General features: G+C 40.4%; 10 protein-coding genes. 8 read left to right on the top strand and 2 right to left on the bottom strand.

What is annotated here, in order from left to right:
• Positions 1–39: 39 nt before the first annotated feature.
• Both BLS35_RS11610 and BLS35_RS11605 read right to left on the bottom strand, forming a co-directional pair.
• Positions 40–621, bottom strand: a complete 582-nt coding sequence (locus BLS35_RS11610; protein WP_090781082.1) for a YdeI/OmpD-associated family protein — start codon at positions 619–621, stop codon at positions 40–42.
• A gap of 84 nt (positions 622–705) precedes the next feature.
• Complete coding sequence (locus tag BLS35_RS11605) at positions 706–1,452, bottom strand: AAA family ATPase (RefSeq protein WP_090781080.1); 747 nt, start codon at positions 1,450–1,452, stop codon at positions 706–708.
• A 100-nt stretch (positions 1,453–1,552) separates the two neighbouring features.
• Between BLS35_RS11605 and BLS35_RS11600 the strand changes: the two genes are divergently transcribed.
• From BLS35_RS11600 to BLS35_RS11565, 8 genes are all read left to right on the top strand, one after another.
• Positions 1,553–3,160 carry a tetratricopeptide repeat protein gene (locus BLS35_RS11600; RefSeq protein ID WP_090781078.1) on the top strand — a complete coding sequence of 536 codons (1,608 nt, stop codon included), beginning with the start codon at positions 1,553–1,555 and terminating at the stop codon, positions 3,158–3,160.
• 179 nt (positions 3,161–3,339) lie between these two features.
• Positions 3,340–6,447: a SusC/RagA family TonB-linked outer membrane protein gene (locus tag BLS35_RS11595; protein ID WP_090781077.1), complete on the top strand. Its 3,108-nt coding sequence runs from the start codon at positions 3,340–3,342 to the stop codon at positions 6,445–6,447.
• 19 nt (positions 6,448–6,466) lie between these two features.
• Positions 6,467–7,990 (top strand): RagB/SusD family nutrient uptake outer membrane protein, encoded by a 1,524-nt coding sequence (locus BLS35_RS11590; protein WP_090781075.1) that lies wholly within the window; start codon positions 6,467–6,469, stop codon positions 7,988–7,990.
• Between the two features lie 94 nt (positions 7,991–8,084).
• Positions 8,085–11,183 carry a glycoside hydrolase family 2 TIM barrel-domain containing protein gene (locus BLS35_RS11585; protein ID WP_090781073.1) on the top strand — a complete coding sequence of 1,033 codons (3,099 nt, stop codon included), beginning with the start codon at positions 8,085–8,087 and terminating at the stop codon, positions 11,181–11,183.
• A gap of 1 nt (position 11,184) precedes the next feature.
• The gene (locus BLS35_RS11580; protein WP_090781071.1) at positions 11,185–13,140 is read left to right on the top strand and encodes an MGH1-like glycoside hydrolase domain-containing protein; all 1,956 of its coding nucleotides are present in this window, start codon (positions 11,185–11,187) and stop codon (positions 13,138–13,140) included.
• A complete protein-coding gene (locus BLS35_RS11575; protein ID WP_090781069.1) occupies positions 13,137–15,437 on the top strand; it encodes an aminotransferase class III-fold pyridoxal phosphate-dependent enzyme in 2,301 nt (766 codons plus the stop codon). Before BLS35_RS11580 ends, BLS35_RS11575 begins: the two co-directional genes overlap by 4 nt.
• A 74-nt stretch (positions 15,438–15,511) precedes the next feature.
• Positions 15,512–16,084 carry an RNA polymerase sigma factor gene (locus tag BLS35_RS11570; protein WP_090781067.1) on the top strand — a complete coding sequence of 191 codons (573 nt, stop codon included), beginning with the start codon at positions 15,512–15,514 and terminating at the stop codon, positions 16,082–16,084.
• A gap of 92 nt (positions 16,085–16,176) precedes the next feature.
• Positions 16,177–17,307, top strand: coding sequence for a FecR family protein (locus BLS35_RS11565; protein ID WP_090781065.1), 1,131 nt, complete (start codon positions 16,177–16,179; stop codon positions 17,305–17,307).
• Positions 17,308–17,479: the final 172 nt, after the last annotated feature.

The following is a 17,479-nucleotide window of genomic DNA, read 5'->3' as shown; positions in this document are numbered from 1 at the left end:
CAAAAGTGGGAACTTATATTGAATATTTTGCTTTTTCCTTTATCTAAACTGTTTCGGCTTTAGTTTTTGAGCTGCGAGTTCTGCTGTTTCCGCAATTCTTTTTTGTCTGGTCTCTGGTCGTTTGGCAAGAATAAGCCATTGCAGTATCATCTTTTTAACAGACTTGCTCAGACTGTTGAAAAAGTCCTCTGCACCAGACTGTGATTGGAATGCTATCTCCAGATCTTTCGGTATGATCAATTCTTCAACATCATCCAGAATGGACCATGAGCCGTTTTTCTTTGCTATTTCAATGCTTTTAAAACCGGCTTCTGCCATCAATCCTTCTTCTATTAAGCGCTGAACTTTTGCTTTGTTGATCTTTGACCAATTGCTGGTTGGCTTCCGCTTACAGAAGAATTGTGCGAAGCTTTCCTCATCAATTGTTTTTCTTGTACTATCAATCCAGCCAAAGCAAAGCGCTTCGTTCACTGAGTCGCTCCAGCTCATACTCGGTTTGGTCGAGTTTTGTTTATACTGGACAAGCCAAACAGACTGGCTCGAACTGTGATTCTCTTTTAACCACTGTCTCCACTCTTCCTTGCTGGCTGGACAAAAGGTTTCTATTTCTTTGTTCTGCATTATATCATTAAAATAGCACTATTCAACAAAATACACAATAAATAATAGACCAGCAATTAAGCTAAGAAAAAGATTCGTGTAGGATTAATCACTCAATAAGATTGATGTCATTTGCTCAGGGTTATCTAGAAAGCCCTTATATAGTTGGTAAGTGTCCGTCTCCTTATACTTCACTTTATTTATCCCTTCCGGCGTCATCTGGTAAATAGTGGCGTCTGGATAGGCTAATATAATCGGGGAGTGCGTGGTAATGATAAATTGAGAACGTTGATTAACTAACTTGTCCATTTGTGCCAGCATTGCCATTTGACGTGTAATGGACAATGCAGACTCCGGTTCGTCTAAAATATAAAGTCCAGAGCCACCAAAACGATTCATAAATAGCGCCCAGAAAGACTCTCCGTGAGATTGCTGATGCAAAGATTTGCCTCCATAAGAATCGATGATACGTCCTCCTCCTCCTGGTTCTGAATCCCTTGAATCGATCTCAGAAGCCAAATTGTAAAAACTCTCACTTCTCAAAAAGAAGCCGTCCCGCATCTTGTGAACACCCTTAGAAATTCTCAAATAATTATGTAAGTTGGAATGGGTAGCTTGCGTATCAAAGTTGAAGTTTTTACTACCACCTTCTGCATTAAATCCTAAATTAACTGCTATTGCTTCCAATAAAGTTGACTTGCCCATTCCATTTTCACCGATTAAATAGGTCACTTTTGGGTGAAAAGTCATTTTTTTGAAATTTCGTATGGTCGGAATATCAAAAGGGTAACCTGTTGGAGCATTTTCAGGTAGATCTAATTGAGCTGTATTGACGTATCCGTAAAAATCCATAATTCTTTATTTGTTCCTGCAATATTAAGAGAAATAAAAGATTGAATACCTATTTTGTCTATATTGTAATTTCGTTTTAAGAAAGAAAAAATAAGGATCAATGCCGAGAATAAATTGTTTTATAGCCCTCTTCTTTCTTTGTGCAATCTGTGGTATCAACTCCGCCGCCGGATCCGATCACATATTGGTACAAGATTCTATAGTTGAGAGAATTGGTGTTTTAAATAAAAAAGCTAAGGAGTTAAACAGTGATGCTACAAATCAGGCAATTGCTTATGCCTATAAAGCTTATCTGCTGGCTTATGAGAATAGATTAAAGTCACAACAGGCTGATGCTCTAGTGATTCTTGCTGAGGGATATTTGTACAATGATATTTATGATCTGGCCCTTGAATATGGATTTAATGCACTAGAGATTTATAAAGAAAAGGGAAGCCCCGAACAAATTGGAGCTACTTACACGCTGTTAGGCTGGATATATTATGATGTCGAAAATGCAGAGCTTGCCCTTAAATATCATACGATGGCTTACAATTTGTATGAAAAGGCCGGGAACAAACAAAAAGCCGCCGTCTCTTTGAATGCAATTGGCCTAATTTATCAGTTGAAAAATGAGTTTAGGGAAGCCGTCGTTTATTTTAAACAGGTATTGGTACATGCAAAAAAGTTCAATAATAAGGCTTTAATTAGTGCTGCCTATAATAATCTTGGAATAAGTAGCAATAATACCGGGGATTATAAGCAAGCAATACTTTATTTCCAGTTGGCGCTCGAATACTCACCAGGTCAGGTTCTTTCACTTGCAGAAATAAACAATCAAATGGCCTTCTCTTTAGTTAAGCTTGGACGCTATCAGGACGCTAAGCAAGCCCTGGACAAGGCATTTGTTTACATAGAGAAATCTACCTCCAATTCTAAAAAGGAAAAATTGCTCGACTATTATAAGATCTTTTCTCAACTGTACCAGCTTACCGGTGATTATAAGAATGCTTACGAGTGCATCCAGAAATACAATACCATCCGTGAAGAATTTTTATCTCAAAACAAGGTTAATGCTTTGTTAACACTGACGATGAAGCGGGAAGCTCAAGAAAAGGAGCGACAAATTAAGGCACTAAATCTCGAAAAGAGCTTAAAATCATATCAGCGGAATACCTTGGCTATCATAGTCGTGCTGCTGATCATTATAGGCTTATTAATTTACAATAAACTACGAAATAGGCAACGGAAAAAAACAGAGTTGGCCGAAGTGAAGCAGCAACTCCTTAGCAATAAGCTTGAATTTAATAATGTTGAGCTCAAAAACTACTCTATGTACATGTCTCATCGAAATGAAGTGATCGGTAATTTTATGGAAGAATTAACCGTTCTTGAAAAGAGCGGAGGCGAAGATGCCATGCAGCGACTTCATAAGCTGGTTAATAAGTTTCGCTACGACGTAAATAGCGAAAAATATATTGAAGATTTCAACTTACAGATTGAAGCCAAATACCAGGACTTCTTTTACAATCTGCAACAAAAATTCCCTACGCTTACCCAAAATGAGCGAAGGTTGTGCGCACAGATCAGACTCAATCTTTCTATTAAAGAGATAGCTTCCCTAAACAACATTTCAGTTAAGTCTGTAGAGATGGCAAGATACCGGTTGAGGAAACATTTTGGATTGTCAACCAATGACAGCTTGAATGATTTTCTGAAATCTTTCTAAATCTACTAAAACGCATTTTAATGCGCTTTAACGCAGCTTGTAGAGGTCGTGTAGTGGTGAATTGTGTATGATGTAGGGGTGCTGAAAATCGTTTTTTACCTCAGTTAATATTTAGGTTTGAGTAACCAATCAGCCGGATCAGAAGGTCCGGCATTAGATCAACCTTAAAACCAAATATTATGATTAAAAATTTACGATGGCCAATTCATTTTCTTTTTGGACTACTCCTGTTATTCGTCACAGGCGAAACTTTTGCTCAGAACAACCTTGTAAAAGGGCAGGTGCTAAATGAGATTGACCAGCCGGTAGCCGGTATCAGCATTAAAGTAAAAGGGACTACTACAGGAACAGTGTCAGATGCCGCGGGGCATTTCGCTATCCGAGCTTCAGCTAACGATATTCTAGTTTTTTCGGCGGTGAGTTTTAAAACTCAGGAAGTGACCGTTGTTGGTGGAAAAGAGATCACAGTAAAGATGGTGATGGATATGACGGGATTGAACGAAGTGGTGGTGATTGGATATGGTACGCAAAAAAGAAGCAATTTGACCAGTGCCGTAAGTTCGGTAAGTGGTGAGACTTTAGACAAGGTTGCCGCTAATAATCCTGTGAATGCTTTACAAGGAAGGGTGGCCGGGCTATCAGTAAGTAGCCCAGGTGGTAACCCAGGTCAAGCTTCGGATGTGCGTTTAAGAGGTATTGGTACATTTGGTATGCACCAGCCACTATATATCATTGATGGTGTGCCAGGAGATCCATACTACTTGAGCAGCAATGATGTGGCCTCAGTAGAAGTCTTAAAAGATGGTGCTGCTGCATCTATTTATGGATCAAATAGTGCCAACGGTGTAATTCTGATTACCACTAAGAAAGGAAAAAAAGGAGCACCTATAATTGATTTCTCTGGTTTTTACAGTACCATTACGCCAACAGAAAAATATAAATTCCTGGATGCCGATGGTTATAAAAAAGTGCATACTCAAATGTATACCAATGCGGGTGTATTGCCTGCCAACCTTCCTGCCTATTTAACAAAAAACACTGGCGTCAATACCGATTGGCAGGATCTGATCAATAGAAGAGGTATTTCGCAGAATTATAACATAGGATTAAGCGGTGGAAGTGATTACCTGACCTATGCATTAAGTGGTGATTTAACAGATGACAAGGGAACTTTTATTGGCTCTAAATTCAATAAGAAATCAATAAAATCAAGAAATGATTTCACTAAGGGTATACTTAATGTAAGCAGTAATATTGTGTATACTGAAACTGTTTCGGAGGCGGCGAAATTCGATGTAAAGGATAGTTATTTCCAATCACCCTTACTTCCGGTCTTCGATAACAAGGAGCAATACGGATATGCCTTAACCGTAGATGGATTGCCTAAATTCCAAAATCCGATCGGTATCGATCATTTTCGGGATGCGAATTCAAAAACAAAATACCTTGCAGGAAATGTAAAATTGAATCTTAAGCTGTATAAAGGATTAAGCTATACAGCCAATTTGAGTTATATCAATGCACAAACGGATGATTATGAGCATAGTCCTTCATTCAGGGCAAATGCTAATGATCCACTGGTGTCTTTTCCAAGAGTATTTAACCGTACCTCAAATTACAAGGAGCGCCTGATGGAGCATCTATTGAATTACGATCTGGATATTGATAAACACAGTTTCAAATTGGTAGTTGGTTATACTGCACAGGAGAAAACCAATCGTTTTTTAAGTGCAACGGTCGATGGGAAGACCATTGTGCGGACAGTTGTAAATGGCAATATTGTAGAGACTGAAGTGCCTGCAGGCTTTAGTAATCCTGATTTTAACACCATTACAGCAGGTATTGGCGGAACATTTAATGCCGCAGGATCAAACAATAAATACGTGCGTTTATCAACGCTGGCGCGATTAAACTATGCTTATGATAATAAATACCTGTTGCAGGTATCTGTACGTCGCGATGGTTCTTCAATCTTTGGGGAGGATAGACGTTACGGTGTTTTCCCTTCTGTCGCTTTAGGATGGAACATCAACAAAGAAGCTTTCTTACAAGATGTAAGCTGGTTAAGCAATTTAAAATTAAGAGCAAGTTACGGAGAGTTGGGCAACGAAGGTGCACTGGGATATTATGACCATCAGGCATTAATCACAACGGTTAACAACTGGTCTGGCGGTTATGTGCAAGGCTCAGGTTCTACGCCATGGCCTGGATCAGCAAGCTACTCACTGTTAAATCGTGATTTGCAATGGGAAACGCTGAAGTCGAAAAACTTAGGTTTGGATTTCGGATTGTTCAATAATTCATTAAAAGGGTCGATAAACTACTATGATAACATTACCGATGGTTTATTAATCACAAAAGAAGTTCCGCCTTCAGCGGGTTTGCTGGATCCAATTTTAAACGTGGGAAAGATTTCTAATAAGGGGCTTGAACTGGAAACGAATTACCAGTTTACTAAAAACGACTGGCACTTTGATTTAGGCGGTACCTTCAGTTTATTAAAAAATAAAGTAATTAGCCTGGCCAATCCAGATCAGGTATTGTTTGGTACAGGTCTAAGGTTCGGCACAGATCATATTCCTACTCAAACTACTGTGGGTAGAGAGATCGGAGCTTTCTATTTGTATGAAGCTAATGGATTGTTTCAATCGGATGCAGAAGCGGCAAATTATAAGAATGCTGCGGGAGATCCTTTACAGCCTGATGCTGTTGCCGGTGACGTTCGTTTTAGAGATACCAACAACGATGGCGTAATAAATGAGAAAGATAAAACTTATCAGGGCTCAGGCTTTGCCAAATATGAATACGGTTTAAATATTGGTGTAAGCTTTAAAAACTTCGACTTGTCACTTTTCTGGCAAGGTGTAGGTGGCAATAAAATTTACAATGGAAATCGTTTTGAGCTCGAAGGAATGGATGCGGGAAGAAATTTCCTGGCCAATACTTTAACAGCCTGGACTCCCCAAAATACCAACACATCGATGCCACGGGCGGTACTTGGCGATCCAAATTTGAATACCAGAGAGTCGACGAGATTTCTTGAAAATGGTGCTTATTTAAGATTAAAACTAGTTCAGCTGGGCTATACCTTACCAAACGATGTATTAAAGAAAATGAAGTTCTCGAAATTGAGGATTTATCTAAGCGGTCAGAATCTGGTAACCTTTACCAAATACACCGGCTTGGATCCAGAAGTTGGAACATTTAGCGCGCTGGATACTGGAGTAGACCGCATGTTGTATCCACAAAACAAGAGGTTGTTAGCAGGTGTTCAATTGACTTTTTAAACCATTCAATTTTCTAAAAATGAAAGCAAATAAACTATATATAGGATTGTGCATCGCATTGCTGACAGCATCTGGATGCAAAAAGAGTGAGCTGGACCAACAAATTCCGGATCAGCTAACCGTAGATAATTTCTGGACCAATAAAGACAGGGCTTTGTCTGGTCTGGCGGCTGCATATTCTCAACTGGAAGGCTTTGTAGGCTGGGACAATTATGTTGAAGCTCGTTCTGTACGCGAGTTTTATCGCGAAGATTATGTCTTGCCGGGATCCGATGCCTTTAATTATCCATGGTGGGTAGAGCATTATAATTTTAATTTCACCTCAGGGAATTATGCCATCGATCTGCTTTGGCGAGAGAATTACAAGGGAATCAACTTCTCCAATCAGGTGATCGAAAATGTAGGCAAAATGACTAGTGCAGCTATTGATGACGCTAGTAAAAAGCAAATTCTTGCAGAAGCTAAATTTTTGAGAGCCTACTATCACTTTAAGCTATTGAATAATTTTAGTCGGGTCATTATTAGAGACAAAGTGCCTACTTCTGAAGGCGATTTGGCAAAGGCCTTCTCTTCTCGTGCAGAGGTATATGAGTTTATTCTGAAAGACCTGAAAGAGGCAGAGCCTGATCTACCGCTACGTTCGGATAGGCCAGCAACGGAGTTGGGTAGGGTGACAAAAGGGGCTGCAGATGCTTATTTAGGTAAAGTATACCTTTATCGTGCCGGCGATGACAAAGCCAATTCGACTGCTTATTATGTAGAGGCAAAAAAGTGGTTGGAGCTTGTGATTACTTCCAAAAAGTATAGCCTTGATCCGAACTTTGGCGATATGTTTAATGGCGTTACAAAAAACAGCGTAGAATCAGTATTTGAACTTCAGCAATCGGCCGATGCAACTGGCGGTGCTGTTTACCGTTCTTACCTGAGTGATTGGGTAGCCGCAGCAGAACTTGGTGGATACGGGGAGATTTATGGAACACCGCGACTCCTGACCGAAATGCTAAAAGAAGGGAAGATTGCCACCGGTGGCAGCTATGATGGAAGGGTATACCCAAGTATTTTCTTCAATGACCCTTATTTTAACAATCCAGCTAGTCCCCAAGTATATGGAAGCACTTATAATGCCGCTTTTGGTGTAGGTAAACAAACCATTGCGTTTAGAAAATGGACTCCTGCAAATCAAGATCGCTTAGGCAGATCCAACGCCATTAACTTCCCACTTATGCGATACGCGGATGTGCTATTAATGTATGCTGAGGTATTGAATGAGCAAAATAACCCTGATGCGATAAAGTCTGTTAACGAGGTAAGGAAAAGAGCCAACCTTCCAGATGCACCAACAGGAAACAAGCAGGCTGTGTTCAATATCATTATGCATGAGCGGGTGATGGAGTTTACACTTGAAGGTAGTCGTTTCTATGATCTCAGACGTTGGGGCTTATTGGATCAGAATATGCAGGCAGCAGGAAGAAAATTCACGGCTGACAAAGCTTTCTATCCTACTCCACTGAAAGAAACAAACAACAATCCCCAAGCGCATTAATCTCAGCGCTTATTAATTGAACTTTTACCTGTAGGGGGTATTTTGGAAGGATTAACAGCCTTTCGGGCCACCCCCTGCTTTTTACAATCTGCCGATGAATCCCTATAAAACTTTCCAATTCCTGCTATATTGTTTGCTTGTGATCCCCCAAATGTTGCTTGCGCAGCAAAATGACTGGGAAAATCCACAACAACCTTCTTTTAATAATTCTCCCGCGCATGCTCATTTTATTCCGGGCGAAGCGGCAAAGCTTTCATTAGATGGAATGTGGAGATTTAAATTGGTACAGAACCCCTCATTGAGGTCGCTCGATTTTTTTAAGCGTCCCGAACAAACTAAAAATTGGTCGCAGATAAAAGTACCTGCAAACTGGCAAACAGAAGGCTTTGATAAGTATATCTTTACTGATGTAGAGTACCCAATTCCTCCAAACCCACCTTTTGTTCCCAAAGATTATAATCCCGTAGGGTCCTATCAAAGAGAATTTACCATCGATCCATCCTGGATAGAGAAACAGATATTTATCCATTTGGGTGCAGTAAACTCATTCTACTATCTATGGATCAATGGCCAGTATATTGGTTTTAGCAAGGATAGCAAAACTCCTACAGAATTTGACATTACTAAGGCCCTTAAAACAGGTAGAAATACGGTTTCATTACAGGTATTCCGTTTTAGTGATGCGACTTACCTGGAAGGGCAGGACATGTGGAAATTAAGTGGAATTGAGAGAAGTGTCTACCTTATCGCTAGGCCAGTTTTTCATTTGTTTGATTTTAGAGTCACCAGCACGCTTGATGCGGGATATAAAGATGGATTATTGTCACTGACCGTGGACTTTAATAAAACTCCGGGTCAAAAAGAACAAGGGAGTCTAAAGGCGGAACTTTTGGATGCTTCAGGTAAAGTTATCTACCAGTCGCAACAGCCAATTAAGACAGATAAGAGGTTGAGTTTTCAGACAAAAATATCCAACGTAAAATCCTGGAATGCAGAGCACCCCAATCTTTATCAGCTAAAAATTACACACCTCAATCAGAAGGGATTAAAGGTGGAGAGTATAGTTCATTCCCTTGGCTTCAGAACAGTGGAGGTAAAAAAAGGTTTGTTCCTTGTCAACGGAGTGCCAATTAAAATCAAAGGGGTAAATCGGCATGAGTTCAATATGAATACGGCCAAAGTGATTACTGAGGCAGATATGCTGCTCGATATCCGCCGGATGAAAGAAATGAACATAAATGCAGTACGCACCAGTCATTATCCCAATGCGGAGCGCTGGTATGCGCTCTGCGATAAATACGGATTGTATGTTGTGGATGAGGCGAATATAGAATGTGATGGGATGAGTCTTACTCCCTTGGAAACTTTGTCCGACAAGCCGATATGGAAAAAAGCTTATCTGGATAGGGTGCAGCGCATGTGGGAGAGGGATAAGAACTTTACCTGCATTGTCACCTGGTCGCTTGGAAATGAAAGTGGTTTTGGTGAAAATCTCATGGCCTGCTATACCTGGCTAAAAGCAAATGATGATAGTCGACCTGTACAATACGAAGCGGCTAAAGACGAACGCTATTCTGATATCTTTTGTCCTATGTATAAATCGATCACAGTGATGGAAAACTATGTAAAAACCTGGCGTAACCGTCCTTTGATTCAGTGCGAATATGCACATATGATGGGTAACAGTGGGGGTAACCTGAAAGATGATTGGGATTTGATTTATAAGTATCCGCAGTTGCAGGGGGGCTTTGTCTGGGATTTTTGTGATCAGACTTTTGCGATAAAAGATAAAAAAGGAAATAAAATATGGGGATTTGGTCGCGATATGGGAACGGTAGGACTAACCAGCGATACTAGCTTTTGCGCCGATGGTTTGTTAGCAGCGGACCGCAGTTTTCATCCCCAGGCTTACGAGCTGCAAAAGGTTTATCAGAATGTTGGTTTTGAAGCTAAAGATCTGGGTAAATATATTTTTAGGATTACAAACAGGTTTGATTTTACCAATCTGGCCAATTATAAGCTCAATTGGCTCATTAAAGGAGATGGAAGAATTGTCGCTCAAGGCAATGTTGAGGAGTTATCGCTTTTGCCAGGAGAAGCTAAGGATGTTGGATTAAATGTACCTTCTTTTATGCCAAAGCGAGGCGTCGTGTATTACATCAGTCTTGAGTTCCAGAATCGGAAAGCGACAGCATTATTACCCGCGGGTTTTGTAATTGCAAAGGAACAGTTTATGTTGCCTATACAAGCGGATGTAGAAATGGCTATGGAGAAGGAAATAGCGCTATTAGCATTGAAAAATGATAATGGTAAGTTGCTCTTTTCAGGAAAAGGTTTTGCTGTAGGCTTTAACCAAAAAACCGGGCTTTTGGAAAGCTATCGGGTGGCTGATAAGGAATTGATACAACAAGCCCTGGAACCTCACTTCTGGCGGGCAGCAACAGATAACGATATTGGCAATAGCTTGCAGATCAGGAGTCAGGCCTGGCAAAACGCGTTCAAAACAGCGCAATTGAAAGGTCTGGAGTATACTAAGATTTCCGCTTCGGCTTACAAAGTGGAAACAGTTTATTCTCTGCCCTCAGTAGATGCAAATGTCAATATTAATTACGAGGTGAAGGGCGATGGAGATGTGGTAGTGGATTATCAGTTGAAAACAGGGAAGGGGAAATACCCGGAACCACAAAGAATTGGGATGCGTGTGATCTTAAATCCAAGTTATGATCAGGTAAGTTGGTTGGGACGGGGACCATATGATAACTATATAGATAGAAACTATGCGTCTGCTGTTGACTTATATAAAGTGAAAGCAAATGCGCTTTTTTACCCTTATCCGAGGGCTCAAGAAAGCGGTTACCGCACAGATGTAAGTTGGGCGGCATTGCAGAATCCCGCCGGAACAGGATTAATGGCTATTGGTAAAACGGCCTTAAGTATAGGGGTACTACATTTTGATATGAAAAACCTCGACTATGATAGGGATGCCAAAGAGAATATCCACGGTGGTTCAATGGTTGATGAAAATCTGATTTGGTGGAATATAGATTTTCAACAGATGGGCATAGGTGGAGACAATAGTTGGGGAGCACAAACTCACCCGCAATACCGTCTCCCATACAAAGATTATCGCTACTCGTTTACACTACGACCAGTATTTAGTAAAGAAATTCTAACAGAAAGAGCAAAGGATTAAGATGAAGTATTATTTAGTAGGGATACTCAGTTTGCTACTGAGTACAACTTTTGGACAAGGTTCAGCAAAGCAATTCGCAGATGTTTTAAAATTAGGTTACCATGTAAACAATCCCACTGAAATAGAAGCTAATGTGTTTTCGGATATGGGGGCATGGCATGCCTACACGCTACCAGTTGATGCTGCAGATTACGGCACTTTTATCGGTCCCATGGTGATGGATATAAATGGGATTTGGTTGGCTAATGCAATGGCTAAGTTATCTGTAAAGGAATCTGGAAAGTTGATTAATTTAAGTAAAGCCAGGGTCGAAATTCATTACTATCCAGGTCTGTTATCACAGGAGCTGAGGATTGATGGATTAAAGATCCAGCTGCAACTGATCTTTGTGTCTAGCCGCGAAGCCATGATTAATACACATATCAGCAACCTTTCTTCAGTAAAAAAAAATCTGCAATTGGATTGGTCAGGGCAGGTGTTGCTAACAGAAACCAGATTGAAACAGCAGGGAAATGGTATTGCTGTAGATTTTAATGGTAACCATCGCTTTCAGGTCGTTTTTCCAGAAAAGAATAAACTTACTTTTGAATTGTACAATAAGGGGTATAAGGCGACGCAAGCTGGATTTGCATTGCTGCCAGGGAAAATTTATAGTATAGCCCATACGGAACGGTATGATCTGGAATCCCCTAAAATGGTCCAAGCTGCTGGCGATTTCAATAGCTTACTAAAGGCGAACAGGTTACGTTGGAATAATTACCTGAATAGTTATTTTAATGCCCCTGGGGCTATAGTAAAGGATTCCATACAAAAAAGGATCGCGGTAAAATCTATTGTAACCCTAATGACCAATTGGAGAAGCAAAGCAAAAGATTTGCTACATGATGGTGTATTTCCATCCTTGAATTACCAGGGCTTTTATGGTTTTTGGAGTTGGGATAGCTGGAAACAAGCTGTAGGTTTAAGCTATTTTAATCCTCAGCTGGCAAAGAATAATATTCTTTCCATGTTCGATTATCAGGATGAATATGGAATGGTTGCAGATTGTGTTTACGCCGATAAGCAAGAAAACAATTGGCGTGATACCAAACCTCCGCTTGCAGCCTGGGGTGTTTGGAAAGTTTATGAGCAATCACCAGATAAAAACTTTCTGAAAAGTATTTATCCTAAGCTAGTCAAATACCACAATTGGTGGTATAAAAACCGAGACCATAATAAAAACGGGCTATGTGAATATGGCTCTACTGATGGAACCCGGATTGCTGCGGCCTGGGAAAGTGGAATGGATAATGCCGTTCGTTTTGATCAGGCTGTACTGTTTAAAAATAATGACAGGGCATGGTCACTAAACCAAGAGTCTGTAGATTTAAACGCCTATCTGTATACTGAAAAGGAGTACCTGGCTAAAATTGCAGCTATTTTGGGCTTAAAAGATCAAGCTATAGAATGGCGGAAGCAACTCGCCCCATTGAAGAAACAAATTGATGCCACTTTTTATGACGAGACAAAATCATATTATTATGATAGGTTAATGGATGGGCAGTGGATAACAGCAGAGGGGCCAGAAGGTTGGATACCATTGTGGGCCGGATTATCCAGCCCCAAACAGGCTGAATTGGTATTGCAAATGATGCAAAAGAAAAGTAAGTTTAACACCCTGGTTCCCTTACCTACACTGGCGGCAGATCATCCAAAATTTGATCCAACCAAAGGTTACTGGAGAGGGCCGGTTTGGCTGGATCAAGTGTATTTTGGATTAAGTGGCCTGCAGCGGTACGGATACCATAAAGAGGCGCGTTATTTCTTAGGTAAGCTACTCGAAAACGCAGAAGGTTTATCCGGACAGGGGCCAATTCGGGAAAATTATCATCCGCTTAGCGGAAAGGGTTTAAATGCAAAAAGTTTTAGCTGGTCGGCCGCTCACTTATTAATGATGTTAAAAGAAAATAGGATATGATAATTTCCGAACAATACTTAAAAGAATTACTCCAGAAACACTATAACATGGAAGTTTCTTCCATAGAGAAAATACTTGGTTATGAAGATCAGAATTTCCTGATCCAGGATGCCGAAGGAACTAAGCTTATTGCTAAGGCAACCACAGATCTTCTTGATCCTTACTTTTTAGAAGCGCAGCTTAAAGCTATGGCTCATTTAAGAAAGAAGGATCAAAATATAAGGATACAAAATGTGTTGGCCAATTTAGATGGCGGAGCTTATACCGTTTTAGAAGTTGATAGCAGTTTTTTGTATCTAAGGGTATTGTCCTATCTCGACGGGACTTTTATGGGCGATTTAAAGGATTGTCCGCCCGAGGCGATTCAAAGTCTTGGTGCCACCCTGGCTAATATGGATCTTAACCTTAAAGATTTTAGCCATCCCGCCGCCTACCGTTTTACGGAATGGGACCTTTCTCAAGTGCTGAACTGTCGTGATTATTTACAGGAGATTAAAGATCACGAGAAAAGGACAATGGTGGATTACTTTCTATTGCAGTATGAAATGGAGGTTACACCTTTACTACATAAGCTTAGAAAAGCAGTGATCCACAACGATGCGAATGATTATAATGTGCTAGTTAAAGATGGGCAGGTAAGTGGAATAATCGACTTTGGTGATATGGTAGAGAGCCACTTGATTAATAATGTCGCAATTGCCTGCACCTATGTGATGTTTAAAAAACAAGATCCCCTAAGTGCTGCCTTAACCTTAATACAAAGTTATCACCGAATTTATCCGCTTTTGGAAAAAGAACTATCGGTATTGTATTACCTGATCGCTGCACGTCTTTGTAAAAGTGTTACTACCTCTGCTTTGCAAAGAAGTCAGAGCGAAAATGCGCACCATTTTATATCAGAAAAGGATGCGTGGACACTTATGTATCAATGGATAAAAATCAACCCATTATATGCGCAAAATCAGTTTAACCTATGCTGTGGTTATGCAACTGTATTGGGGCATGAGGACCTGGATTTGGCTTTAAAAACGGAGCGGAAGCAGGTAGTCGGCGCGAATCTGAGCATCAGTTATCAAAAGAATTTAAAAATTACCAGAGGGGCACTACAGTATCTTTACGATGATAAAGGAGATACTTATATCGATTGTGTAAACAATGTGAGCCATGTAGGTCATTGCCATCCTGTGGTGGTTAAAGCGATGCAAAAACAACTAGCCAAATTGAATACCAATACCCGGTATTTGCACGATGGTCTGGTTGATTATGCTAAATTGCTGACCTCTACTTTACCAGCTAAGCTAAACGTTTGTTATTTCTGCAATTCTGGGAGTGAGGCCAATGATCTTGCGATTCGTATAAGCCGGCATTTTACGAAACAAAAGGACGTCATAGTATTAGATCATGCCTATCATGGCACATCCACAGTGGCAATGGAGTTGAGCCCTTATAAATTTGATAGTAAAGGTGGATCCGGTCAACAACCTTACATTCACAAAGGAATGAACCCAGACTTGTATCGGGGACATTATCGATATGGAGACAAACATGCAGGAGAAAAATATGCGGCGGATATTGCTGGTATCATTAAACAATTGGCTGACAAGGGAACTGGTATTGCTGCATTTATCTGCGAAACGTTACTTGGTGTTGGTGGACAAATACCATTGCCCGATGGTTATTTAAAGGCCGTATATAGTCATGTACGGGCTGCCGGAGGTTTGTGTATTGCTGATGAGGTGCAAGTCGGATTTGGCAGAGTAGGCGAAAAGTTCTGGGGCTTTGAATTACAAGATGTAGAACCCGATATTGTGGTGCTTGGAAAACCAATTGGGAATGGCCATCCGCTTGCTGCTGTCGTATTGACAGAAGAAGTGGCTGCGGCTTTTAACAATGGATTGGAGTATTTTAATACCTATGGTGGTAATCCAGTATCAATGGAGACCGGTATCGCAGTGATGAATGTGATCCGTGATGAGGAGTTGCAGCAACGGGCGCTCGAAACGGGTGACTTCCTTCTCGAAGGCCTTAGAAAATTGATGGAGAAACATACCATCATTGGAGATGTGAGGGGCAAAGGGTTATTTGTTGGTGCCGAATTGGTTCGGAACAGGGAAACGTTGGAGCCTGCCGTGCCAGAGATTGATGTGATTGTGGAACGAATGAGAGACCGCGGTTTCTTGATTAGTACAGACGGGCCATTTCATAATGTTTTAAAAATTAAACCGCCAATGGTATTTAACATCGAAAATGCAGTATCTTTTTTAACTAATCTTGACGAAGTAATTGGAGGGCTATAAAATCTTATACGCTTAAGCATATAAATTCCTATTATTGCACTGGGAATGTGCGCATTTCGATCTCCCGGGGATAAATGCAAGACGTAGATTTAAAAAATATTTCGGATCATGAATTAACAAATCTCCTCAAAGAGGGGGATGCCAGCGCTTATACGGTAATTTACAACCGCTATTTTGACGAATTGTACATTCATGCATATAATCGTTTACGCGATAAAGAGGAAGCGCAGGACGTAATTCACGAGCTTTTTGCAGGATTGTGGAGCAAAAGAAGCGGTTTAATGATTAGGACAAGTCTAGCAGCTTACTTGTATACTTCTGTGAGGAACAGAATTATGGATGTCATCGCTCACCAGCAGGTAGAAAACAAATATGTCAGTTCATTACAGCATTTTATTGAAACCGGTTATTGCATTACAGATCACCAGGTCAGGGAACGGCAACTTGCCTCTTTGATAGAAAAGGGTATTTCTGAGCTCCCACCAAAAATGCGCGAGGTATTTGAACTTAGCCGTAAGCATGTCATGACTCATAAAGAAATTGCTCAACAACTCAATTTATCTGAACAAACCGTTAGAAAGCAAGTCAATAATGCCTTGAAGATTCTGCGTTCAAAGCTCGGAATGACCCTTTTTTTGAGCATGTAAAGTTTATTTTAAATTTTTATTAATTCTATCTACCCCATACCTACCCGTCTTGCCGTCTATAGTTTAAAGGGGGCACTTCTCTTCAAGTATCAATGGAAAACAAAGAAGCAAAGGAATTATTAATAAAATATAAAGTTGGCATTTGCACCGATGAGGAGCTCGCCATGCTGGAAAGCTGGTATCTTAATTTTGAAGATGAAGCAACCAATCTGATTCCAGAAGATGTAATAGGAGCAAAAGCTAAAGTATGGATGGAGTTACCAGTTCATTCCCGTATGGGCAAGGCGGTCAGATTGTGGCCGAGAATTGCTATAGCCGCATCGGTTGCCATTTGTATGGCAGTAGGTCTGATTTATTACCAAAGTGCTAAAGATCAGACTGTAAATGATCTTTCAGGCTTAGCGACAATTGTTCCGGGGGGTAACAAAGCGATGCTAACCCTGGCTGATGGTTCAAAGATCGATTTAAGTAATGTTTCTAAAGGAACATTCGCCAATCAGTCAGGTATAACAATTACAAAAGCGGCAGATGGGCAATTGATTTATACGGTTGTTGAAAGTAAGGGGGAGGAGAAGATGCAATTTAATACTATTGAAACCCCACGTGGAGGATATTATCAAATCCTTTTACCGGATGGATCTAAAGTCTGGTTAAATGCAGCCTCATCTTTAAGGTATCCGGCTAATCTTACTGCGATGAATGAAAGAAGAGTTGAGCTGAAGGGCGAAGCTTATTTTGAAGTAAAAAAAGCTAATCACAAGCCATTTATTGTCGCAACAGATAAGCAGGAAGTTGAAGTCTTAGGCACGCACTTTAATGTCAAAAGTTATGCCGATGACAACAGTACGAAAACTACCTTACTGGAAGGTAGCGTACAAGTGATCCCTAAATCAAGTGGGATTTCTGGAGTCATACTGAAGCCAGGCCTGCAGGCAGAATTGAAATCCAATGGGCTGAAAGTTCTTACAGTAGAGGTAGAAGATGAAATAGATTGGAAAAATGGGGACTTTGTCTTTAAAGAAGAAAGGTTGGAGAGTATTATGCGTAAAATAGCCCGTTGGTACGATGTACAGGTTATTTATCGCGATGACGTGCCTAAAAATGTAACCTTGGAAGGATTAGTTTCCCGCGCTAAGAGCATTTCAGAGGTCTTGTCACTTATCGAATCAACAGGCAAAGTTCATTTTACCATAGAAGGAAGAAGGATTGTTGTAACTAAATAGTAATTAACTAAATACCTAAATATAAAGACCAATAAGAATGAAGAAACTACTACACAAACCAAGCTAGAGTTGAAAATCAGGTGGCTTTAAATAAAAAAACCGGAAAGTGTTGGAAGCACAATCCGGCAAAAGTTTGAGGTAACCTTTCTCTCCTTAAAGGAGAGAAGAATAA

The sequence above is a fragment of the Pedobacter sp. ok626 genome (assembly GCF_900100435.1).
Lineage (GTDB): Bacteria > Bacteroidota > Bacteroidia > Sphingobacteriales > Sphingobacteriaceae > Pedobacter.
Note: the sequence above shows the minus strand (reverse complement) of the source record. Positions and strands in the feature narration are given on the sequence as shown.

Coding starts and splice junctions, on each gene's coding strand:
- BLS35_RS11595 (WP_090781077.1), top strand. CDS start 3,340: ATGATTAAAAATTTACGATGGCCAATTCATTTTCTTTTTGGACTACTC.
- BLS35_RS11565 (WP_090781065.1), top strand. CDS start 16,177: ATGGAAAACAAAGAAGCAAAGGAATTATTAATAAAATATAAAGTTGGC.
- BLS35_RS11580 (WP_090781071.1), top strand. CDS start 11,185: ATGAAGTATTATTTAGTAGGGATACTCAGTTTGCTACTGAGTACAACT.
- BLS35_RS11600 (WP_090781078.1), top strand. CDS start 1,553: ATGCCGAGAATAAATTGTTTTATAGCCCTCTTCTTTCTTTGTGCAATC.
- BLS35_RS11585 (WP_090781073.1), top strand. CDS start 8,085: ATGAATCCCTATAAAACTTTCCAATTCCTGCTATATTGTTTGCTTGTG.
- BLS35_RS11575 (WP_090781069.1), top strand. CDS start 13,137: ATGATAATTTCCGAACAATACTTAAAAGAATTACTCCAGAAACACTAT.
- BLS35_RS11605 (WP_090781080.1), bottom strand. CDS start 1,452: ATGGATTTTTACGGATACGTCAATACAGCTCAATTAGATCTACCTGAA.
- BLS35_RS11570 (WP_090781067.1), top strand. CDS start 15,512: ATGCAAGACGTAGATTTAAAAAATATTTCGGATCATGAATTAACAAAT.
- BLS35_RS11610 (WP_090781082.1), bottom strand. CDS start 621: ATGCAGAACAAAGAAATAGAAACCTTTTGTCCAGCCAGCAAGGAAGAG.
- BLS35_RS11590 (WP_090781075.1), top strand. CDS start 6,467: ATGAAAGCAAATAAACTATATATAGGATTGTGCATCGCATTGCTGACA.